Source organism: Rhodococcus sp. FH8 (genome assembly GCF_019266085.1).
GTDB lineage: Bacteria > Actinomycetota > Actinomycetes > Mycobacteriales > Mycobacteriaceae > Rhodococcus_F > Rhodococcus_F qingshengii.
The window spans coordinates 1-24379 of record NZ_LPNQ01000051.1 but is presented as its reverse complement, the minus strand read 5'-3'; the positions used below and the strand labels follow the sequence as shown (position 1 = coordinate 24379).

The 24379-nt window shown below is 61.7% G+C and carries 8 protein-coding genes; 4 read left to right on the top strand and 4 right to left on the bottom strand.

All coding sequences use genetic code 11. From position 1 onward, the window contains the following. The first annotated feature begins 29 nt into the window (after nucleotides 1-29). Entirely contained in the window at nucleotides 30-8759 is an 8730-nt protein-coding gene (locus ATN38_RS01320; RefSeq protein ID WP_218747430.1) for a non-ribosomal peptide synthetase, read from the top strand. Between the two features lie 34 nt (nucleotides 8760-8793). On the opposite strand, the gene ATN38_RS01315 is transcribed toward ATN38_RS01320, so the two are convergent. Further along, entirely contained in the window at nucleotides 8794-9405 is a 612-nt protein-coding gene (locus ATN38_RS01315; protein WP_003945165.1) for a hypothetical protein, read from the bottom strand. A 317-nt stretch (nucleotides 9406-9722) separates the two neighbouring features. Between ATN38_RS01315 and ATN38_RS01310 the strand changes: the two genes are divergently transcribed. Together ATN38_RS01310 and ATN38_RS01305 are read left to right on the top strand one after the other, a co-directional pair. After that, entirely contained in the window at nucleotides 9723-12827 is a 3105-nt protein-coding gene (locus ATN38_RS01310; protein ID WP_256931509.1) for a multicopper oxidase family protein, read from the top strand. Nucleotides 12828-12944: 117 nt separating this feature from the next. Continuing rightward, nucleotides 12945-14183: an HNH endonuclease signature motif containing protein gene (locus ATN38_RS01305; RefSeq protein ID WP_218747428.1), complete on the top strand. Its 1239-nt coding sequence runs from the start codon at nucleotides 12945-12947 to the stop codon at nucleotides 14181-14183. Nucleotides 14184-14268: 85 nt separating this feature from the next. Here ATN38_RS01305 and ATN38_RS01300 read toward each other — a convergent pair whose 3' ends face one another. Genes ATN38_RS01300 through ATN38_RS01290 form a run of 3 tightly spaced genes read right to left on the bottom strand, consistent with a single transcriptional unit; the run spans nucleotide 14269 to nucleotide 18751 of the window. Further along, a complete protein-coding gene (locus ATN38_RS01300; RefSeq protein ID WP_007733021.1) occupies nucleotides 14269-15240 on the bottom strand; it encodes an antibiotic biosynthesis monooxygenase in 972 nt (323 codons plus the stop codon). Further along, nucleotides 15237-17930, bottom strand: a complete 2694-nt coding sequence (locus ATN38_RS01295) for a molybdopterin-dependent oxidoreductase (RefSeq protein ID WP_218747427.1) — start codon at nucleotides 17928-17930, stop codon at nucleotides 15237-15239. The genes ATN38_RS01300 and ATN38_RS01295 overlap by 4 nt, the downstream gene beginning before the upstream one ends. After that, nucleotides 17927-18751, bottom strand: a complete 825-nt coding sequence (locus ATN38_RS01290; protein ID WP_003941432.1) for a xanthine dehydrogenase family protein subunit M — start codon at nucleotides 18749-18751, stop codon at nucleotides 17927-17929. The genes ATN38_RS01295 and ATN38_RS01290 overlap by 4 nt, the downstream gene beginning before the upstream one ends. Before the next feature lie 260 nt (nucleotides 18752-19011). Between ATN38_RS01290 and ATN38_RS33155 the strand changes: the two genes are divergently transcribed. Next, the coding region (locus tag ATN38_RS33155; RefSeq protein WP_218747426.1) for a non-ribosomal peptide synthetase at nucleotides 19012-24379 on the top strand (5368 nt) is incomplete at its 3' end.

Below are 24379 nucleotides of genomic sequence, written 5' to 3'. Positions count from 1 at the left end.
GGGCGCCTGGTTCTGCTTCGGAGTTGGTGGTGGCTGCTGCTTTTGCGGTGGTTTTGGGGTGTGAGTCGCGGGTTGGTGTGGATGATGATTTCTTCGAGTTGGGTGGTAATTCGCTCAATGCGACCAGGCTCGTCAGCCGCATCAACCAACACGCTGGTACCGCGTTGCCGCTTCGGACGTTGTTCGATCACCCCTCTGTGGCGGAACTTGCTGTTGCACTGGACAATGCAGAGCGTGCCGACAGGCCTGCCCTCGAGGTGCAGACTCGTCCGGAGCAGATCCCGCTTTCACTTGCACAGAATCGGATGTGGTTCCTCAATCAGTACGACGTCGCATCTGCGGCCTACAACATCCCGTTGGCCATCCGACTCTCCGGCATCGTCGACGTTACGGCGCTTCGCGGTGCCTTCGGTGATGTTCTGACCCGTCATGAGTCGCTGCGAACAGTGTTCCCCGACAACGGTGACGGCCCCGTCCAGGTGATCCTGACACCCGAGGACGTCGAGTTCGATCTGAGCCCGATCGACGTCGACCGCGGTGACCTCGACACTCGCATACTCGAGGTCATGTCCGAAGGTTTCGACGTCACTGCTTCCGTGCCGATTCGCGTGAAGTTGTACCGCGTCGAGGAATTCGAGCATGTACTGGTGATGTCGGTGCATCACATCAGTGCGGACGGCGTGTCCATGACGCCGTTGGCTCGCGACGTCATGATCGCCTACGCGGCACGGTTGACCGGCCAGGCCCCCTTCTGGGCGCCGCTGGAGATCCAGTATGCCGACTTTGCGCTGTGGCAGCGGGTGCTCCTCGGTGGCGAGGCTGACCCGAAGAGCATCGCATCGACTCAGATCGATTACTGGAAATCAACATTGAACGGGATTCCGGAACTGCTCGAGCTTCCGGCCGATCGACCGCGACCGGCGGTGGCCACCCAGAACGGTGCGATGGTTCGCTTCGACATCGCGTCCGAGATCATGGATCGCGTTCGTGAGATCGCCGATCACCACAACGCAAGTGTGTTCATGGTGATTCACGCTGCGTATGCGGCACTGTTGGCGAGAGTGTCGGCGAGCACCGACATCATCGTCGGCACGCCCGTGTCCGGACGAGGCGAAGCGGCTCTCGAGGATCTCATCGGAATGTTCGTCGGCACGGTCGTCCTGCGAACGGATGCCGACCCCGCACTGACGTTCGCGCAGTTGGTCGACCAGGTGCGTGACCGAGATCTAAGTGCGTTCGGCAACGTCGATGTGCCTTTCGAGAGACTGGTGGACGCTCTGCAACCTGTTCGCTCACAGGCTCACACACCGCTGTTCCAAGTCACGTTTGCCTACGAATATATCGAAGACGCCACGTTCGAGCTTCCTGATCTGCGGGTGTCCGCCGTCGAATTCGACGTCACTCCAGCTCAGTTCGATCTTGCCTTGACGTTGTTCGAGACCACGGAATCTACCAGCGGCGCAGACACCGAGTCGGTAGCGGTGAGTGGCTCGCTGACCTACGCGACGGATTTGTTCGACCGTTCCACGGCTGCGTCGTTCGCCGACCGATTCGTCATGATGCTCGAGCAGCTGACGCGGGATCCCGCGAGAGTAATCGGGGATATCGACGTTCTGAATCGGGACGAGCAGAACCTACTGGTGCCGGTGCGAGGACTTACGGCGGCGCATCCCGCGACTCTGTCCGAGCTGATTTTTGCTGCGGTCTCGTCGAATCCAACAGGGATCGCCTTCCTGTGGAATGGCCGCGCCGTCACCTATACCGAGGCCGACGAACTCTCGACCCGCCTCGCTCACGTCCTGCTGCGACGCGACATCACACCGGAAACATTTGTTGCGCTGGCTCTTCCACGATCGCTCGAATCCGTCCTCGCAGTCTGGGCGGTTGCCAAGACGGGTGCCGCATATCTGCCGGTCGACCCGAGTTATCCGGCCGATCGCATCGACCACATTCTCGAAGATTCTCGAGCGAGGTTGGGTGTGACGATCGCCGAGCAGCGTCAGTTCCTGCCCGACGACGTTGAATGGTTGGTTCTCGAGGACATCGCCGAAGAACTGGCGGCAGCCCCGGTGAGCGCGAGCTGGCCGCCGGTGCGGATCGACAATCCGGCGTACATGATCTACACGTCAGGTTCGACGGGCAAGCCCAAGGGCGTGGTTGTCACTCATTCCGGTCTCTCCAACTTGGCGGCCGAACGGCGTGAGCACTACCAGATCACGTCCGACGCCCGGTTCCTGCACACCGCGTCACCCAGCTTCGACATGGCTGTCGGCGAAATGATCTCCGCGCTCTCTGCTGCAGCAACATTGGTGATCGTTCCGGTGACCACGATCGGTGGTGACGACTTGGCCGAGTTGTTGGACTCGCAACGGGTCACCCACGCTCTGATCACCCCGGCCGTTCTGAGCACGATCGCCCCCCACGACCACGAACATCTTCGCGTTCTCGGTGTGGGCGGTGAAGCGGTATCCGCTGAACTGGTCGATCGTTGGCAGCCAGGGCGAACGATGCTCAACGGCTACGGACCGACCGAGGCGACCGACATCTCCACAGTTGCAGACCTCGAAGCGGGACAACCTGTCACGGTCGGTAAACCTGTGCGCGGATTCCGGACCCTGATCCTGGACACTCGACTGCGACCGGTGCCGATCGGTACGCCTGGTGAACTGTACGTGGCGGGGCCCGCTTTGGCTCGCGGTTACCACAACCAACACATTCTCACCGCAACACGATTCATCGCCGATCCCCACGGTGATCCTGGACAGCGCATGTACCGGACCGGTGACATCGCTGCCTGGACGGCCGATCTCACCATCGAGTACCGCGGACGGATCGACAGTCAGGTCAAGATCCGAGGTCAACGCATCGAACTCGGTGAAATCGAGGCGGTGGCAACACAATGCGACGAGATCGCGCAATCCGTGGTGCTTGTCGTCGAGACTGCACTGGGCAAGCGGCTGGCGGCATACCTGGTGCCGCAAGCTGGGCGCGTGATCGATACCGAGTCCGTAAGGCGCTATCTGGAGTCCGCGCTGCCACGACCGATGGTGCCCGACGCGTATGTCGTGCTGGACGCTCTACCGGTGACCGTGAACGGAAAGCTTGACCGCAAGGCTCTTCCCGCTCCGACGTTCTCCGCGTCGAAGGTGCGCTATCGAGCACCCGCGTCCGAGACGGAAGAGATCCTCGCTTCGCTGTTCGCAGACCTGCTCGGTGTCGAGGCGGTGAGCGTCGACGATTCGTTCTTCGGGCTCGGCGGCGACAGCATCGCATCCATCCAACTGGTCTCCCGAGCGAAGGCTCGTGGTCTCGTGATGACCCCACGAGACGTCTTCGAACAGAAGACTGTTGCCGCGCTGGCACAGGTCGTTTCGCGATCTGACGCGCCGGCGCAGATGGTACTTGCCGAACTGCCGGGCAACGGTGTCGGAGAGTTGCCGCTGACGCCGGTGATGCGCATGGTGCTCGGCAGCACCGATCACTTCGATCGCTACTCACAGTCGATCGCACTGGATCTGCCAGTCGGCGTCGATCAGGCGGGGATCGTCGCCACGTTGGCCGCCGTCGTCGATCACCACGACATGCTTCGGTCGACCTTGCACAGCAAAACTTTGCACGTGGCCGAGCCCGGAAGCGTGGACGTGGCCGCACGTGTGCGGAAGGTCGACTTCGATCCCGCTGCCGTCGACAGCGCGGAAAGCTTGACCGAATTGGCACGATCCCAAGTGGAACTGGCTCGACGAGAACTTGATCCGCGCGGCGGTGTGATGTTCGCGTGCGTATGGCTCGCGCCGGTGGGTGACGCGGAAAAGGCGACCGGGCGACTGCTCGTCGTGATGCACCATCTGGTCGTCGACGGAGTGTCGTGGCGAATCCTGGTGCCGGACTTCATGACCGCGTGGGCACAGATCTCCAATGGTGCGCCGGCGCAGCTGGCACCTGTCGGCACGTCGATGCGTCGCTGGGCACATGCGCTGCAGGACAGTGCAGTTGGGGCGACGGCAGAACTGCCGGCGTGGCGGGCAATCGTCGACGGCGAGGACCCGGATCTGGGATCGGCGCGCTTCGACCCCTCGCTCGATCTGGTCGCAACTGTCCGCGACATCGAGGTGCGCGTCGACGCGTCGACGACTCAAGCACTGCTGACCGAGCTTCCGGCCGCGTTCCGTGGCGGCGTGAACGACGGTTTGCTGACAGCTCTGGCGCTTGCAGTCACTCGGTGGCGTCGCGAACGAGGCGTGCACACCACATCGACGCTCATCCAGATGGAAGGTCACGGGCGAGAAGAGCAGACTGCACCCGGTGCTGACCTCTCGCGTACCGTCGGTTGGTTCACCAGCGTCTATCCCGTGCGCCTCGAACTCGGTGCGCTCGACATCGACGACGCCATGCGCGGCGGCGTCGCGGCGGGTCGGGCCGTGAAGTCGGTCAAGGAACAACTGCTCGCCGTGCCCGGTCGTGGCATCGGCTACGGGGTCCTCCGATATCTGACCGGCAGTGACATGTCCGGCAGTGACATGTCCGGCAGTGACATGACCGGCAGCGACCCGGGTACACCACTGCCGGACGGCATGCCGCAAATCAGTTTCAACTACCTCGGTCGCGTGTCTGCCGGCAGCGTCCCGGAGGAGTTCGCCGATTTGGGGTGGACTCCGTCCGTGGATGTCGGTGACATCGAAGGCCCCGGAAACCCCGACATGCCTGCCGCCGCAGTTCTCGACATCAACGCGATAGTCACCGACATTTCGGGTGATGCCGAGTTGTCCGCGACGTTCTCCTACGCCGGACGCCTCCTGACCGATGCGGACGTCCGAGACTTGGCGGAGTACTGGGCGAGCGCGCTTCGGAGCCTGGTTTCCCACGTCGGCAGCGGCGCGGGGGGAGGCCTGACGCCTTCCGACGTTCCGTTGGTGACGGTCTCTCAGGAGGACATCGATGTCTGGGAAGACCGGTATCCGCTGGTCAGCGACATTTGGCCACTGTCGCCGTTGCAGCACGGACTTGCCTTCCACTCGTTGCTCGCCGGCAACACTGCCGACGTTTATCAGACCCAGATGGTTCTGGAGCTGACAGGAACTGTCGATCCGATACGAATGAACCGGGCCGTGACTGCTCTGCTGAACCGTCACGACAACCTACGGACGGCCTATGTAGCCGATCTGTCCGGCGAACTCGCGCAAATCGTTCTCGGTGAGGTCGATGTCCCGTGGCGTGTGGTCGACCTCGGTGCCGAGCCTGCGAGTGAGCGCGAAGCTGTCTACGAGCGAGCCCTCGAGCGCGATCGATCCGAGCGTTTCGATTTGGCAACACCGCCATTGCTTCGGTTCACGCTCATCACTCGAGATCCCGGTCGACACGCGCTTGCGGTGACACTGCACCACATTCTTCTCGACGGGTGGTCGATGCCGCTTCTGATGAAGGACCTGATGGTTCTGTACGCAACGCACGGCGACGAATCGGTGCTTCCCCGCGCAGCGTCCTATCGTAATTACCTGTCCTGGTTAAATTCTCGGGTCGCTGCGGAATCCGAGTTGGCGTGGGCCGAGGCGCTGTCCGGGCTCGAGCAGCCGACCCTGCTCGCCGGGGAAGGGTCTGCTGGTTCGAGTACCGGCACCGTCGAGTCGGTCGTTACCCAGGTGGAGACCGAACTCGCCGAGCATCTCGGTGCCTTCAGCGCCGACAACGGCGTCACATTGAACACCATGATGCAGGCAGGTTGGGGAATCCTGCTGGCGCGCCAGCTGGGTCGAACGGATGTCGTGTTCGGTGCAACCGTGTCGGGTCGTCCTCCCGAGCTCGATCATGTCGAGTCGATGGTCGGCCTGTTCATCAACACTCTGCCCGTCCGGGTCACGATCGACCCCGCGGAGTCTTTGCGTTCCTTGCTCTCACGGCTGCAGGCAGAACAGGCGGCGCTTCTCGAGCACCACCAACTCGGACTGACGGAGATCGTCAAGAGCGTCGGAAATGCCGCTGACTTCGACACGTTGTCCGTCTTCGAGTCGTACCCCGTCGATACGGAAGGTATCGCTGCAACGAGCTCGATCGACGGGATGACGGTCACAGCGATCACCGGTGACGATGCGACCCACTATCCGTTGACACTTACCGTTGTTGCCGATGACGGCATTTCATTCACGCTCAAGTATCAGCAGGATGTCTTCGATGCTCCTACGATCGAGGTTCTGCGCCAGAGGATGCTTCGGATCCTGCGTGCATTCGTGGAGTTGCCGGACACCGCTGCCGGAAACCTGGATGTTCTGGGGCCCGACGAGCGTCGCCTGCTTGTCCCGGTATCGGGCCTGCCGACTGCGCCCAGCGCAACCCTGGCTGATCTCATCGCTTCCGCCGTCGCACAGAACCCCGACGGAATCGCGATCTGGGCCGACGGGCGTGCGTGGACATACCGTGAAGCGGACGCCTGGTCGAACCGCCTTGCTTCCATTCTGCTCGATCACGGAGTCGGTCCGGAAACCTTTGTAGCCGTGGCACTCCGGCGATCGGCAGCGTCCGTGATGTCGGTGTGGGCAGTGACGAAGACCGGCGCCGCCTACTTGCCCGTCGATCCTGACTATCCGGTTGAGCGGATCGAGCACATGATCACAGACTCCGACGCTGTCATCGGCATCAGCCGAGGTGGGAATCAACTTCCCGATTCGGTGCGCTGGCTCGATCTGGACGCACTCGAAACCGCGATCCAAGAGCTACCCGACTCGAGTATCGCGGGAGCGGCTCGCATCGACAATCCCGCCTACATGATCTACACGTCCGGATCCACGGGCAAACCGAAGGGCGTCGTGGTCACGCATGGTGGTCTCGCGAACCTTGCCGCCGAGCGTCGTGAGCACTATCGCGTCGACTCGCGCTCACGATTCCTGCACAACACCTCGCCGAGCTTCGACATGTCGGTGGGTGAAATGATGTCGGCGCTTTCCGCGGCGGCGACTCTGGTCGTCACACCACCCTCCATTATCGGCGGCGACGAGTTGTCGCGGTTCATGATCGACCGCGAGGTCACCCACGCACTGATCACTCCGGCGATGTTGACGTCGATGGAACCGGAAGGGCTCGAGGAGCTTCGAGTCCTCGGTGTCGGCGGTGAAGCGGTTTCCGCCGAACTGGTCAATCGTTGGCAGCCCGGTCGAACCATGCTCAACGGGTACGGACCAACCGAGGCCACCGACATCTCCACCGTCGGTGATCTTGTCGCGGGGAAGCCGGTCACGATCGGATCGCCCGTACGCGGTTTCGGCACGGTGATCCTTGACGCTCGACTGCTGCCGGTGCCGATCGGGACACCGGGTGAGCTGTACGTGTCGGGGCCGGCTCTAGCCCGGGGGTACCACGATCAGCTAGTGCTCACGGCAACCCGATTTGTTCCCAACCCGCACGGGCAGCCGGGGGATCGTATGTATCGAACCGGTGACATCGCCGCGTGGACACCCGAACTCACCATCGAGTATCGGGGCAGGACCGACAGTCAGGTCAAGATTCGTGGTCATCGCATCGAACTCGGCGAGATAGATGCGGCACTGCACGCCCACCCGGACGTCGATGTGGCCATGACCCTCGGCAAGCGGACACCGTCCGGAGACACGGCGCTGGTGGCGTACGTCGTGCCGGAGCCGGGAACTGCGCCGGAGGCGGGCCACGTCATCGCATTCGTATCAGAGTTCTTGCCACGTCACATGATCCCGAGTGCCGTCGTCTTCATCGACAAGGTGCCGATGACACCGACAGGGAAGGTCGACGAGAAGGCATTGCCGACTCCTGATTTTGCGTCGAAGATCGTGTATCGGGAGCCGAGCACGCCTACGGAAATCGCTGTGGCCACTGCCTTCTCGGAGGTCCTCGAGATTGCTGACGTCGGCGCCGACGACAACTTCTTCGAACTCGGTGGCAACTCACTGTCGGCGATGCGAGTAGTGACCAAACTGCGGATGTCGCTTGCTCGCGAGATCCCACTGCAGTGGTTGATGACCGAGCCGACTCCGGCGTCGATTGCGATTCGTGTCGACTCCGGACAAGAATCTTCCGGGGCGCTGGACGTCGTGTTCCCGATTCGGACGACCGGTGATCGGCCGCCTGTGTTCTTCGTCCATCCGATCGTCGGCCTGGCCTGGAGCTATGCCGGCTTGGCGCAGTACATCGATTCGGCGACTCCGATGTACGGGATCCAAACTCCAGCAGTCTCGTCCGCGGATCCGCTGCCGGAGTCCATCGAGTTCACCGCCGCCAGGTACCTCGAGGAAGTTCGAAAAATCCAGCCTGAAGGTCCGTATCACCTTGCCGGTTGGTCGCTCGGTGGCGTGATCGCACACTCGATGGCGGTGCTATTGCAGGCAGCGGGCGAGTCGGTCGATTCGTTGGTGATGCTGGACAGCTTCGCCCATGCCGCTGAAGACGGCGAAGGTACGGACGCTGACGACGACGCGGACATGGGACTCGAGTTCGCGCGAGCCATGGGCGAGTTGACTTCGGAAGATGTCGGCAGGCTTGTCTTCGCGGCCCGGCACAACGACACGTTGATGCAGACTCACCAGCCGGGGATCTTCGATGGCGACGTGCTGTATTTCACTGCAGCGCTGGATGATCCATGGCTGAACCGGGGAATCGATTCATGGCGTGCGCACGTGAGCGGGGATATCGTGAATCACCCGGTCGAGTGCACGCACTGGGACATCACCTCGCCCGCCGCTCTCGAGACCGTTGGTCCGTTGATGGCGCACAACTTGGAGAGGATTCGACGGATGTCCTGAGTCGGGCGGGCGTGTTCTCGAGACACCACCTGCGTCAGGAATGGGTGCTTTCCCAGGCGAAACCGTCAGGATCCGCGAAGGGTTCGGACGCACCGGTGATGGTGATCCGGTGCGATCCGGTGCCTTCCGGAGCAACCCCGGCATCCTTTGCCAAAGCGCGGCGACCATACAGTGCGAGTGTCACATTGTTTGCTGCACTGGTGAATTCGACGTACTTGCGACCGAAGCTCTTGGACACCTCGAGTCCGCGGTCGAGGTAGAACTGCTTGCTGGCCTTGACGTCTTCGGCGCCGAGCAGCAGCACGAGGCTGTCGATTGTGCGGGTGGCGGGTCCATTGTTCTTCTTCGACGACGTGGCGATCTTCCAGATCGAACCGTCCGGAGCCTGAAGGACTCCGCCGTATCCCCAGAGGGATTTCTTCACCGGCTTCAAGACGGCGGCACCGGCTGCGAGTGCGGCGCCGACGAAGGCGTCGACGATGTTCGGTTGGGAGACGACGAGCGAAATGGTGTACCCACGAAACCCGGTTGTCGGTTCGTTCGATTCGCGTAGCTGGATTCGATCTCCGACGCCGAGAGCGTTGTAGAAGGCTTCGGCTGCGACGAGGTCGGGTACGTCGAGGATCACGGATTGCGCGGTGGTCATCTGGGCGCTCCCTGCTGATGCGTGGATTGACGACGTGTGGTCGGAAGTGGACTTCTGTGGTGTGTTCATGTGTTTCAACGTAATTGCGGGTCCCTTGGCTGTGCTTCTCGATTTCTGATCGGTTTGCTGAGACTGCTTGCAAGGTGAAGCGCTCGAGCGGGCACTAGGTGGGCAATTTGTCGTGAATGTACTGTTCAGCCGATGTTTTCTCGATAGGCTGATGAGCGCTGATCGGACGTATCTCACGCCACCATGGAACGGGGAAACCAGTGATCGCACTGCGAGGAAAGTCGTTAGCCGCAGCAGTAGTGGTGTCCATGACGATGGCGTTGGCCGCGTGTACGTCCGCTGAATCGGCGCCCGAGGTGGGCGCGAACTACGGCTCGGACGGAACCGCCGTCGACTACCGGGAGCCGGTGAAACTGAGTAGCCGAGATGGTGTTCTCGAGGTGCGCTTGTCCGCTCATCAGGGAGTGATTCCGCTCGATACCGCTTCGGCGCCCGTGTCGAATTTTCTGCTCTTCGGGTACGAGGTCATCCGCGGTACGGCGTCGGACGGATCGACCTCGGCGAGTGACGTCTATCCGGCGCCGACTCTCCGCGTCAATCCCGGAGAGCGATTGATCATTCATTACGACAACGATTTGCAGGATCTCACGATCGAGGACTTCTACGATCCGGCATTCACACCGGCGGGCGGGGACGTGCCGATCTATCCGCCGGCGCTGACGTCGGCTCCGCTGAATCTGCACACGCACGGAGTGCACGTGAGTCCGGACGGCAATGCGGACAACGTGTTGCTCAACATTCCCGCCGGCCAGGGAAACGTGTACGACTACGCGATTCCGGGGACGATGCCGAACGGTCTCTACTGGTACCACAGTCACCGGCACACCCTCACCGCCCAGCAGACGTACATGGGCTTGGCCGGGCTACTTGAAATCGGCCGGCCGGACGGGAATTTGCCTGTCGTGACGGCAAACGACGTTCCGATTCGCGATATGGCACTGCAGTACAACTTCGTATTCGACCGCAAAGGAAAGGGCCGGCAGCTCAACGACGCGAACTGGCCCCAATTCGTCAGTACGTTGATGCCACCCGCCGGTACGGAATTAGCCGACGGGACGTACCGTCCGAGCCTTGCTCCGGTGAATTTCTCGGACACCACCGAGGGCGCGCAGTATTTCACCAACTGGTATACCGGACCGTTGTCCCCGGCCAACCATCGTGGACAGAATCAATTCGTTCCAGGCAATCTGCAGAGCTTCGTGGGTGAATCGACGAGTGTTCCGGCCGATCTCTCCTTGCCGGACAACCAACGCGACGTGCAGTACACCGTGAACGGTCAGTTCCAGCCGTCGCTGAAACTGAAGCCGGGGCAGACCGAGATCTGGGTGCTTGCCAACATCAGCGACTTTGCCTACATGCCGGTCACGTTGACGGAAACCGCAACCGGCGCTCATCCGAAGTTCGCGATCGTGGGCCAGGACGGAAACCCGTTCGACGAGGTCAGGCCACCCGTGGACGGGGACGGAACCAGGCTGGTGATTCCGCCGGCCTCGCGCTATGCAATCGCCGTGACGATGCCGGAGTCCGGCGATCTGGTGCTGGAGATGCCACCGCTCGAAGGTGCGAAACCGGTGAGCAATCCGGGCATTCTCTACACCAACAACGGTACCGACAATCCGCCCGCCGAACTCGGAACCGTCACCGTCGACCCGTCGGTGATCAGTTACGCGGACGGATTCTTCACGTTCCCGACTCAGCAGTTGATCCGTGCGACGCCAGACGAGGGTGAAGGAAAGACGACTCCCTTCGAGTTCGGACAGAAGCTCGATACCTACACCTCGTTCGTGGATACCGCAGCGATGACGCCCGACGTGACCCGCAATCTCACAGTGTCCGGTGGGTTCGGAAACGAGAAGGCCAGCAACAGCGATCCGAAGGCCTTCACCTACGAATTCGCCGACAACACGTTCCCCAACATTCCGCTGATTCAACCGCGACTGAATTCCGTTGAGGAATGGAAGATCACGAACCTCAACAACGACGAACACCCGATGCATATTCACGTCAACGACTTCCAGGTAACGGAAGTTGTGGATCCCGTCGCAGGTACCACGACGGGCGTTCAGCCCTGGGGAATCGACAACGTGAACGTGCCCGCTCCGGTGACTGACGAGAATGAGAATGCTCTCGAGCCTGCGTCAGTGACGTTGCGAACGAAGTTCACCGAGTACACCGGAACCTTTGTGATTCACTGCCACCGACTCAATCACGAGGACAACGGTTTGATGGCGACTGTCAACGTGATTCCCGAGGTATCGACATATGCCGTCGCGATACCTGGTTCGGCCGGCGTGCCCGCCAAGGTGCAGATATTCGATGCCAACGGCGACAAACTGATCACTGCTGTGACGCCCTTCCCGTCGTTCGAAGGCACCCCGAGTGTTGCGATGGCGGACGTGAACGGAGACATGGTGCTTGATCTGGTCGCTGGAACAGGTGCAGGCTCGGCTCCGGAAGTGGTGGCGTACAACGCAGTCGGCGGCGTGCCGTTCACCGACGAGTTGGCAAGATTCGCCCCCTTCGATGTGGGTTTCCGCGGTGGAGTGAACGTCGGCGGTGTCGACATCGACGGAAATGCACTGGCAGACAACATCATCGTTGCATCAGGCCCAGGGATGGAGTCGCAGGTCAAGATCTACTCCACCGACCTTCCGGCGGACAAGAGGTCCGCACCCACAGAATTCGGTTCGTTCTCGCCGTACCCGGGATCGAGTAGCGGAGTCACGTTCGCAACCGGAATGGTTGACAGTCACTCCGGTCGAGCGAGCATCGTGACAGCACCCGGTGCGGGCGAGGAGCCGTTGATCAAGACGTTCCGCTACGACCTGTACGAACCGACGGCGGCTGCGCAGGGCGACTCCGATGAACACGCAGGTCATACGGCTGGTCCGGCAACGACATCACAGTTCTTGGCATTCGATCAGGACTACCGCGACGGGGTGTCTCTGTCGACGGGTTGGGTGGCCGGCGCCGAGGGCGGAGCAAAGTCGATAGTGGCAGGCATGCTCGGAGGAGAAGGATCAATCCGCGTCTTCTCGAGTGGATCCAGGCTCGACGGTGCACCCGAGATGTACCTCGAGAGTCCAGATCACCATTCGACGGACGTGGCGTTTCGGGAGGTTGCAGCTTTCGACCCGTTCACCGGTCCAGGTTCGGGTGTCGGAGTGGCCACGACGAGCACGACCACCGGCGCGGACCTCCTCGTAAGTGGCAGCAACGGAACGGGTGCCGAAGTTCGGAAACTTACGCTGGGCCGCGCCGATCCGTCTGCGGCCACATTGACACCGACGCTTGTGGGAACGCTGCCGCCCTATCCCGTCGGCGGGGGAGTTCTGCCGCTCGGTGGCCGATGATTCGGTTTTGAGATTTACTGAAAGTAGTTTCATGTCAACGGGTCTCGAGCCTTCCTGTTCTCGAAGTTGTCCGTTTTGTCTCTGGTTATCGAAAGTGTGTTCGATTAAACTTTCGGTATGGACAGTCGGGATGCGTGGCAGCTGGATGGCGAGGACCTCAAGGGGGAGGTTCTGGATCTGGTGCGTGTCCGGCACAAGTTGCAGTCGCGGTTGGTGTTGCTGATAGTGGAGATGTTTTCCCGGGAAACTGTGGTCGGGAAGGGTTTTCGGGCGATCGCGCAGTGGTTGCATGGTTCGACGAATCTGGAGATCGGTGAGTGCAGTCTGCTGGTCGGGTTGGCGCGGTTGTTGATGCTCGAACCCGTGGTGGGCGATGCGTTTCATCGTGGTGACGTTGATGCGTTGAAAGCCCGTCAGGGGGCGTCGTTTTGTCAGCATCCGCCCAAGAACATGACGCCGGCGGATGTCGACAAGGCTCGCGGGATTCTGTTGGGGTTGGCGTCGAAGAACATCGCCGATTGTGATGCGGTGCGGGCGGCGATCCGGCGGATCGAGAAGCAGCACGGCAAGCGTGAGGACGGCGTTCCGGTGGGTGAGGATTCGGAGCGTAACGAGTTCTACGCGTCGAAGGGATTGTACGGGCGGGTGACCGTGAAGGGCGACCTGGATGCGGTGAACGGGGCGCGTCTGATCACGTTGTTGTCGAGCCTGTCTGCGCCGACGCCGGAGAAGGACGGCGTCAAGGACACCCGTACTCCGGCATTACGGCGGGCGGATGGGTTCTGCGAACTACTGCGGCGGTACGAGCGGGCGGGGTTGGGTCCGATCGAGGGCGGGGTGAAACCGCACGTCACGGTGACTGCGTCGGCGAAAGACATGACCGACCTCAAAGCCTTGAAGGACCTCCTGCCGTCCACCGAAGAACTGGGTTTCGCGTGGGCGGATTGGGTGGGTCCGATCAGTATCGACACTGCGCGGATGCTGGCGTGCGACTGCACCGTCACCCGGATCCTCCTGGATGAGAATGGTGTTCCGCTCGACTGCGGTAAGGAAGCGAGAACGGCGACGGTTCCGCAGCGGCGGGCGTTGGCGGTGCGTGATGGTGGGTGTGCGTTTCCGGGGTGCGGGACACCATCGGGGTGGTGCGATGCCCATCATATTGTTCACTGGAACGATGGTGGCCCAACAGATCTCGACAATCTGATCTTGTTGTGCGGTCATCATCACCGGACACTGCACCACACGGAGTGGCGGGTGGAGATCGGCCCGGATCGGAGGACGGTGTTCTATCCGCCGATGTCGATCGATCCGTATCAACAGCCGATCGGCGGGAACAGCCCACCAACGGCCGCGTGAACGGACATAACTGAAAATGCCAGCGTATGCACCGGGGAAGAATCATGCCCCGTTACATGCGCTGGCTTTTCGTGTTCCGGAGAGTTCAGGGCAGCGACCAGAACTGAGTAGTCACGAGGTAGAAGACGATAACCCAGAACAAGGTCACAGCGGCGACGATTGCCACCCCTTGTGCGTTGGTTTTTGCGACAGGAATCCCCGGAGGCGGACGCAGCCAACGGCGCAGGAGTCGATTCACGTAGTACGGCATCGTGAAGAAACTCATGATGAAGCTCGACAGCAGATTGCCGATCAACAATCCGAGCCAGAGTGGCAGCTTCAGCGGTGACAGCGCCAAAGTAAGCAAGACGACAGTCGGGTAGAGACCGACCCAGACCGCGATCGAGGTTTTTGTCTCCGAAGGTGGAGGGGCCTCGTTTCCGTTCTCGTCGAAGGCAAACCAACTGCCGAACGAATTGTCCACGGTTCGCAGTTCGAAGTCGTGAAACTTGCGGCCCTCGGCGAGGAGTTGTTGTCGCTCAGGGGAAGTCAGCCACGTATCGAGGTGGGCAGCATTGTCGAAGCGATACAGCAGGGTCCATTCATCCTGCACACCGTCGACGGGGCGAAACAGTTCGGTGCCGCGGAATCCGTCGAAAGCACTCTCCACCTCCCGAAGGCGATCCTGCCAGGCAAGGAACTCGTCGATGCTGTCGTCACCGACTCGGTGCGTTACTACGACAGTCAGCAGTGGGTCCGGAGGCCTGATCCCGCCGCTCACTACCTGCTGCGTGGCCGGGCCGTCGAAGAACTGACGACCGCTGTCGAGGTAGTCCTGCCTCGTCGCGCTGTTGATCCACGCCTGAACATGAGCGATGGAGTCGAATCGGTACACGATCACCCAATCAGGTTGGGTGGGCGTCGGAGCCGCGATTTCTGCCCCGAGGAAGCCTGCATAATCTGCGGCCGCCCGGTTGAGATCTTTCTGCCAGACCTCGAATTCTTTCTCCAGTCCGGCACGCACTCGCTGGCCGATGATGACCGTCGCGGCGCTGTCCGCCGACGTGTTCGCGGTCATCGGTTCAGGCCTGAGTAGATGCGTTCCGGGGTGAGCGGTAGTGACCGGAATCGTGACCCGGTTGCATCCTGCAGTGCGTTCGCCAATGCAGGGGCAACCGGATTGATGCAGCACTCCGCCATGCCCTTGGAGCGGAGTGGGCCGACGGAGTCTGATGACTCGACGAGGATCACCTCCGTGCGTGGGATATCTGCATATGTCGGGATCCGGTAGTTACGTAGATTCGGGTTCATCATCGCGCCGTTTGCGTCTACGTGGAAGTTCTCGGTGAGTGCGAAGCCGATGCCCTGGGCGACGCCACCTTCGATCTGTCCCCGCACCTGCGCCGGATTGATGATCACCCCAGCGTCGGTGGCTTGGACGCTGTAGAGAATGCGGATCTCGCCGGTGATGCGATGGACGGCAATCCGGAAGCCATGAGTGTTGGACACCACGCTGCGCGGAGATCCGTATGCCTTCCGCGCCTCGGTGAATCGGATCCCGCGCGGGCGTGCGGCCTCGAGTATCTCTTGCAGTGTTAGTCGAGCACTACCGCAGACGATCTTGTCGTCGTCCATCGAGCACTGGTCAATCGACACGCCGGTGTGGTGCGCGGCGAAGGCAAGTAGGCGATCGCGGAGCGCATTCGACGCGCGAAGTACCGCGTTCCCAGCGACAAACAGGCCGGCGCTGGCGAAAGCGCCTGTGTCGAAACCGGTTCGGTCGGTGTCCGACTGAATGATTCGTACACGTGACGGTGTTGTGCCCAGCTGATTCGCGGCGATCTGCACGTGGGCGGTAGAAGTGCCCTCACCGAATTCGACTGTGCCGATAGCAAGTTCGTATACACAGTCTTCGCCGAGGGTGAGCCAAGCCTCGGAAATGTGCTCGGTGGGTGGCGCGGTCTCATGTAGTGAACTGGCGGTACCGGTGCCGATCAGCCAATCGTCTCCGAGCGAGGGAACCGGTTGGCGCTTCAACGCGGTGTCGATCAGATCGATGCATTGCCCCAGTCCGTCTTCGGTGAAGATCACGTCGTCTGGGCCGTCTTCGAGTGCGATCAGCGAGTCGCCTGGTCGTACGATATTGCGTCGACGCAGTTCGAGCGGATCCATGTTCAGCGCGATGGCCAATTCGGTCATGGCCGATTCCACGGCAAAGGCCGGTTGCGTCATCCCGTACCCACGTAGAGCGCCGCTCGGAACATTGTTGGTGTACACGGAATACGCATCGAACTTCTTGTTGGCGCAGCGGTAGAGCGAGACCGCCGCGCCGCCGGCAAAGAGTGTCTCTCCACCGTGGTTTCCGTACGCACCGGTGTTCGAGATGTTTCGGTACTGAAAGGCTGTGAGGGTTCCGTCCGACTTGGCACCGAGCTTGATCGTGAGCTTCATCGGATGACGCGGCGACGCGGTGGTGAACTCTTCTTCTCGGGTGAACTCGAGGCAGACGGGACGACCGGTGTCGAGGGTGGCGAGCGCCACCAGATCCTCGCTGATCACTTCCTGTTTTCCTCCGAACCCGCCGCCCACGCGTTTGCAGAACACGCGTAGCTGATCCGGGCGGAGGTCGAAGAGATGGGCGAGTTTGACCTTGGCGATGGAGGGGGACTGCGAACTTGTGCGAACGTGGAGGCGTCCGTCTTCCATCCAGGAGATCGAACCGTGCGTCTCGAGGTGCGCATGCTGAACCCGCGGCGAGAAGTAGGTGCCTTCGTGGATGACGTCGGCCTCGGCGAACCCGGCCTCGACGTCGCCCACATGACCGTGAAGTTCGAGCAGGATGTTGTGCTCGGGATCTCGAACAAAGGGATCGTCGGATCCGTGCAGGGCTGGGGCGCCGTCGGCCATGGCCTCTTCCGGATCGAACACCGAAGGCAGGATCTCGTAATCGACCTTCACCTTCCGACGGCCTTCTTCCGCAGCGACGACGGAGTCGGCGAGGACGGCCACTACACGCTGACCCACGAACCGCACGACGTTGTCGAGGATGTACGTGTCGTCCGGATCGACAAGGTGGTCGGTATGAATTGCCGTGGTGAAGAGCTTGCGCGGCACGTCTTTCCAGGTGTAGACGCGATGGACACCGGGGACGGCGAGCGCCTCGGTGGTGTCGATGGAAGTGATGCGTGCATGTGCGTGCGGCGAGTGCAGCACTTTCAGGTGCAGCATGCCGTCGATGGCGGTGTCCATAGTGTATTCGGCTCGGCCGGTCACCACGTCGGTGGCCGCCGGCGCCCCGACGCTGGTTCCGACGGCCTGTCCCGGGAGGGCAACTTCGACAGCACCGACACCGTTGACCGCGTCTTCGATGGATCGGTAACCGGTGCAGCGGCACAGGTTTCCCTTGAGCGCTCGCGGCAAGTCTTCTATCTGCGCGTCGGTGAGCGCCGCCGAGGTCATGATCATCCCGGCGGTGCAGAACCCACACTGAAAGCCGGGTGCATCCCGGAACTGCTGCTGAATCGGATGGAGATCTTCGGGCGTGCCGAGTCCCTCGATCGTGGTTACCGCGCGACCGTCGGCGCGAAAGGCGGGCGTGATGCAGCTGTGTATCGGTGTTCCGTCGAGCCACACTGTGCACGCCCCGCAGTCCCCGCCGTCGCATCCCTTCTTCACTCCGTGGTGTCCGAGGTGCCGAAGAAACGTCCGGAGACACTGTCCCGGGAACGGCTCCTCGTGGAACTGCCGGTCGTTCACCGTGTAGCTCATGACTGGCTCCCCGTGAGTTCGTTTCGGAGCTCGTCGGCGTAGTGGCGGGCGAGGTGGAGGCGGTGGTCGGGGGTTCCGTTGGGATCGTCGAACCAACTGTCGGCCGAAATGGAGTCGACGGCTCGTCGCAGAGAGTGCTCGTCCGGCATCGTGTCGAACGTCAGCCGGATCGGATGGGTGGTGCCGGCGGTGATGGTGAGGTGAAAGTCGTCGGCGCCAGGAGTCTGCGTCGCGATCATGAAGATCGTCGAACGGCCGAGGTGCGTGAGACTGAAGCGGCGGTGGGCATGCCGTTTGGTGAGTGAGTGCACCGGGAACTCGATGCTCCGAAGGACTTCGCCCGGCTCCAGGACATTCTGGTGGTCACCGGTCACGAAGTCGCACGCGTCGACGGTCCTCACTGTTCCGTCGGTAGCCCATAGTGTGAACGAAGCCTCGAGTGCAACTGCCAGGGTGATCATCGGTCCGGCTGGAAGTGACATACAGATGTTGCCGCCTACGGTTGCCGAATTCCACACCTTGAAGGAAGAGAGGAAGTACTCGCAGCTGACGCGAATAAGTGGGCTCGCACGCCAATTGTCCGGCGGGACAAACGCATACAGTTCGGCAACGGTGCACGTGGCCCCGACACCGAAATGAGTCGCGCCGACCTCCAGTGATGTCCAGCCGAGCGCGTTGAGGTCGACGAGTCGACGGGTGTCGGGCTGTTCCGCTGAGAACAGCCACGTTCCTCCCGCGAGCCAGGCGTCGCCGGGACGCCACACGTCCCCTGGGCGATCCGGTGGTCGGCGTATCACGTCGGTAATGGTGGTGATGTCCATGCGCCTGCTCCCCTCGGGGGATGTGTCTTCTCGGAGTGGGACATTACCGAGGTGACGAGACACATTCACACTTTTAGTACATATCGGGCACGCGAAACATGAGCGATACGTACGTGACATCGACTGGTGGGGCGGTGCATGCGCTTGCCGATTCTGGGTACGACTGCTTGAGAGGCGCGATCAGCCTCTTGCTTTCGCGCTGTTGATTCGGACGCGGCTACGCACTCGGCGGCCGCGGAGATCATGCGGGGCGGGGCGCTGTGAAACCCTTCGAGGTAAGTCGGACCGACCCTTCTGATGAGACGCTCTTTCCACTCTCGGCCGCCCAACGGGCAACCTGGTTCGCTCAGCAATTCGATCCCGAAGTCCCGATTCTGATAGCGCACTACGTGGAGCTGCGCGGCGAACTCGACGTCGAACTGCTGGATCGCGAAACGCGAGCGGTGGCATACGAGTTTCAATCTCCTTTGCTCAAAGTGATCGAGATCGACGGTCAACCGATGCAGTACGTGGATGAGAAGGCCGAAATCTCGGTCGGTTTGGTCGACCTCCGTGGGTCCCCCGATCCGATCGAGGATGCCCTCGGGTGGATGCGCCGAGATTGCCGGACACAGCTCGACCTGGCAGTCGACGGAATCGTCGCGACCGCTGTGCTGCGCGTGGGTGACGCGCACTATCTGTGGTACAGCCGCATCCATCATGTTGCGCTCGACGGTTTCGGTGCCATGACCATGATGAACCGCATTGCGCATCGGTACTCGGCCTCGGCGGCGAGAAAGGACTCGCAGCCGAGTCGTGCCGCGACACTGCGCACGCTGTACGACATCGACGAGCGGTACAGAATGTCGGATCGATTCGCCGCCGACCGGGAGTACTGGGCTGAGCGCAATACCACCCTCGCCGGATCCAGCCTGGCGGAGGCTTCTGGGCCCGCGCAAACCGAGAGCCGACTCGAAAGCACACTGATGTCGGACCGAAGTTGTGCCCTTCTCTACGAATCCGAGAACCACGCTGCACCGGTCATCGCTGCGCTCGCGTTGTACGTCGCGCGGATGACGGCGAAAGAGACTGTCCAGATTCATGTTCCGATGTCCGGGCGTACTACGGCGGTGCTGCGGGACTCGGGCGGCATGATGGTGAACGTCACGCCACTGCTCATCCGTGTCGCAGCGGTCGACACCGTCGGTGAACTCTTCGCCCAGGTCCAGCATGAGCTCATGGGTGCATTGCGGCACCAGCGCTGCAGCCTCGACGACATCCGTCGGGACGCAGGCGTGACGAGCGGTCTGGAAGGCGAAGACTCATATGCCGGGCCCATGGTCAACGTCATGCTGTTTCGCCAGGAGGTGCAGTTGGGCGAGGTGGTTGGGGAGTATCACATCGTCACCTCCGGGCCGGTGGACGACCTTCTGGTCAACGTGTATCCGAGCGGCGACAGGCTGCGTGTCGACTTCCGGGCAAACCCGATCCGATACGAGGAGGCGGGTTTACGCGAGCACCACCGGAATTTTGTCGGCTTGCTGGAAGAGTTGATCGCGTCTGATTCCGGTGCCGAACTCGCAGACATTCACAGCCCGACGGCCCGGGAGTGCGAGCGACGACAACGCGAAGTGCGGCACCTCGAGTATTGGAGACATGAGCTCACCGGGGCGCCCGAACTATTGCAACTTCCGTTCGATCGGCCCAGACCTGCAACGCAATCGCTGGAGAACGGACGGGTTGAGGTCCTGATCGCCGCCGACACCCACGCGCGGATCACGGCGATGGCGAGTGATCTCGGGACGGACACTCGTGCGGTCTTACATGCAAGCTTTGCACTCCTGGTGAGCCGGTTGTCCGGTGCTTCGGATGTTGTGATCGGTACGCCCGCGGGATCCGACGCGAACATCGTCGCCATCCGGAGTCGCATCGATCTGGAGACGCCGTTCACGGCACTCTTGGGCAGTGTCGTCGAGGTCCGAAGTAATGCGCTGCCGCACAGTGGGATACGGCTCGAGCAGGTGGCGGAGTCGCTCGAGGTGGAGGATGTACCTGCGTATGCGCCGGTGATACAGGTGACGTTCGAGTCCGTCGCCGGCGCTGACGAGCACCCTCCCGACCTTGGCCGCTTCGATCTCGGAGTGTCTGCAGTCGAGACTTTCGACGAGGTGGGTACGCCGTCCGGAATCACGGTGACGCTCGCGTTTGCCACCGACCTGTTCGACGCCGAGACGGTACGTGGCCTCGGTTTGCGGTTCGCGCGCGTCCTGGAATCCGTCACCACAGATCCGACAATGATGGTCGGCGACATCGACATCTTGTCCGACGACGAGCGATCCGCGATGCAGCCTGTACGCAGTGACCCTCGCGCTTCGCACCGCACCCTGGCCGAACTGTTCGACGGTGCGGCGCGCACACACCCCGACGGCGTGGCCCTGTCGTATCTCGATGCCGAGTTGACGTATCGAGAACTCGACGAGCGTTCGTCGAAGTTGGCCCGAGTCTTGATCGACCGCGGCATCGGTCCGGAAAACAGTGTGGCGCTGGGTTTGACGCGTTCGATCGAATCGGTTGTCGCGATGTTGGCGGTGACCAAAGCCGGCGCGGCATTCGTGCCGGTGGATCCGACCTATCCGGGTGAACGTGTTCGCTTCATGCTGACCGATTCCGGCGCCGTACTGGGGCTCACGGTCGTTTCCGAACTTCATCGTTTGCCGGATTCGATTTCCTGGATAGCAATCGACGACGCTGAGTTCCGTGGCCGACTTGCACGGTTGTCCGTGCGCTCCATCTCCGATGTCGATCGGGTGCACCCGATCCGGCCCGACAATCCTGCATACGTGATCTACACTTCGGGTTCCACCGGACTCCCCAAGGGGGTGACGGTCTCGCATCGTGGACTGGAAGCGCTTGCTGCCGAACAGCGTTCGCGGTTCGGTGCGACCCAGGATGCGCGAACATTGCACTTCTCGACCCCGAGTTTCGACGCCTCGATTTTCGAATACCTGCTGGCTTTCGGTGCCGGAGCGACCATGGTGATTGCACCGAGCACGATCTACGGCGGTGACGAGCTGTCTCACTTCCTCGAATCCCAGCGTGTCACGCATGGTTTTGTCACTACTGCGGCGCTCGGAACAGTTTCTCCCGAGGGCCTTTCGGACTTCGGCGACGTGGTGGTCGGTGGTGAGGCCTGTCCGCCGGATCTTGTGCAGCGGTGGGCTCCCGGCCGACGGCTGTGCAATGCCTACGGGCCGACCGAGACCACCGTCATGTCGAACATAGGCGAGCCTATGGTGTCGTCGGAGTACATCACCGTGGGCGGTCCGCTCCGCGGTTTCGACGAGATCGTGCTCGATCAGCGATTGCACCCCGTCCCCGACGGTGTTGTGGGCGAGCTGTACATCTCGGGAGACGCGCTCGCACGTGGATATCACCGGAAGTATGCGTTGACCGCAGGACGATTCGTGGCCGACCCGTTCGGTCTCCCGGGCCGGCGGATGTATCGAACGGGGGACTTGGTGCGGCGGCGCCGTGGCCGTGCACTCGAGTACGTCGGTCGCAGCGATTTCCAGGTGAAAGTTCGCGGATTCCGTATCGAGCTCGGGGAAATCGACAGCGTCGTGCGGTCGTGTCCGCAGGTCGAGAATGCAGTCACCGTGGCGCGTGCGGCTCCCTCCGGGACAGCGATGATTACCACGTACGTCGTGCCTGCCGGCGGAAGTGCGCTCTCGACGGCCGAGTTGACGCGGTACGTCGCGAGCCGTGTTCCGTCGTACATGGTTCCTGCGGCATTTGTTCTACTCGAAGAGTTGCCGGTAACTCCGGCGGGAAAGGTCGATCGCGCTGCCTTACCTGCACCTCGGTTCGATGCTCGGTCGGACGACTTTCGACCGCCCGAGGGCGCTGAGGAACTAGTGCTCGCCGAGATTTTTGCCGATGTTCTAGGCGTCGAGACGGTGGGTGCGGGTGACGACTTCTTCGATCTGGGCGGGAACTCACTGATTGCCACGAAGCTGATCGCTCGCGTAAATGTCGCTGAAGAAATCGATTTCGGGGTGCGGACTTTGTTCGAAGCACCGACTATCGAATCATTGGCCCGTCACGTGCGGGATGCGAAGTCATCCCGCGTTGATCGCACGCGTTCGAAGCGTCCAATCCTGCAGGCACATTGGTACAGGGACAAGATTCCGGTGTCTGTGGCACAACGACGCCTGTGGTTCGTCAATCAGTTCGACACGTCGTCCCCGGCCTACAACATTCCGATGGTGGTCCGACTGTCAGGTGCCTTGGATGTCGCTGCGATGCAGCGCGCGGTGGGAGATGTTGTCGATCGGCATGAATCGCTCCGTACCGTCTACCCGGCGTCGGTTGACGGCCCACATCAGGTAGTAGTGCCTTCGGAACGCGTGACGTCGAAGATCGCGTGGGAAGTATCCGTGGACGAGGAAGCCTTGGACAGGCGCATCGCCGATCTCGCTCGCGAGGGGTTCGACGTGAGCGCGAACGTGCCCGTGCGCGGCTCTCTTTTTCGAATCACTCCGGAAGTTCATGTCCTCGCGTTGGTGGTTCACCATATTTCGGCGGATGGAGCATCTCTCGAGCCGCTGGCCCGCGACCTGACCCGCGCCTACGCGGCGCGGGCTGCCGGTCGGGCACCGGACTGGCCGCCTTTGCCTGTGCAGTACGCCGACTACAGCCAATGGCAGATCGAACTGCTCGGCAGTGACGCCGATCCGGACACGCTCCAGGCGAAGCAGTTGGACTACTGGACGTCCACCCTGTCCGGTCTACCTGACGTGATCGACCTTCCGCTGGATCGACCGAGGCCGGCGGAACGATCCATGCGCGGTGAATCGGTCCGATTCTCGGTGCCCGCAGACGTGCACAGTGACCTCCTCGAACTCGCTCGGAATCACAACACGACACCGTTCATGGTGATGCACGCAGTGCTGGCGGTTCTGTTGGCACGGCTGAGCGCCTCGCCGGACATAGCGATCGGCACTCCGGTGGGAGGGCGCGCCGAGCAAGTCCTCGACGACCTGGTCGGGATGTTCGTCAACACGGTCGTCCTGCGAACCGCCGTTGATTCCGCCGCGACTTTCGAGGAAATCCTTTCACGAACTCGCGAAGTTGATCTGGCAGCGTTCGGGCAAACCGAGGTGCCGTTCGAGCGAATCGTCGATGCAGTTGCTCCGGAGCGTTCACCATCTCGTTCACCGCTCTTCCAGGTTCTGTTGGAATTTCAGAACACCGCAGATCCCCACCTCGAACTACCAGGACTCGGTGTCGATGTTGTTTCAGTCGACATCGGTGTCGCCAAATTCGACTTGCAATTGTCGCTCTCCGAAAAGCGTGGCAAGGACGGAATCCCGGTGGGTTTCGACGCCGCCTTTACCTACGCCTCCGATATCTTCGAGCGCACCACAGTCGCCGAGTTCGGCGAGCGTTTCGTCCGCCTCCTCCGGTCGGTCGTGTCGGATCCAACAGTGCCAGTAGGGGATACGGAAATTTTGGGCGTGCCCGAGCGTGGGTTGGTGGTGGGTGGTTGGGATGGTGTGGGGGTTGTGGTGGGGGGTTTGACGTTGGTGGATGTGTTGGATGGGCGGTTTGCTGGTGTGGGTGGTGGGGGGTTGGTGTGTGGTGGGGTGG

What these genes read in the sequence shown, in the direction of transcription:
- ATN38_RS01290 (WP_003941432.1), bottom strand. Translation starts at nt 18,751, where the DNA reads ATGGACATCACCACCATTACCGACGTGATACGCCGACCACCGGATCGC.
- ATN38_RS01305 (WP_218747428.1), top strand. Translation starts at nt 12,945, where the DNA reads ATGGACAGTCGGGATGCGTGGCAGCTGGATGGCGAGGACCTCAAGGGG.
- ATN38_RS01300 (WP_007733021.1), bottom strand. Translation starts at nt 15,240, where the DNA reads ATGACCGCGAACACGTCGGCGGACAGCGCCGCGACGGTCATCATCGGC.
- ATN38_RS01295 (WP_218747427.1), bottom strand. Translation starts at nt 17,930, where the DNA reads ATGAGCTACACGGTGAACGACCGGCAGTTCCACGAGGAGCCGTTCCCG.
- ATN38_RS01310 (WP_256931509.1), top strand. Translation starts at nt 9,723, where the DNA reads ATGACGATGGCGTTGGCCGCGTGTACGTCCGCTGAATCGGCGCCCGAG.
- ATN38_RS01315 (WP_003945165.1), bottom strand. Translation starts at nt 9,405, where the DNA reads ATGACCACCGCGCAATCCGTGATCCTCGACGTACCCGACCTCGTCGCA.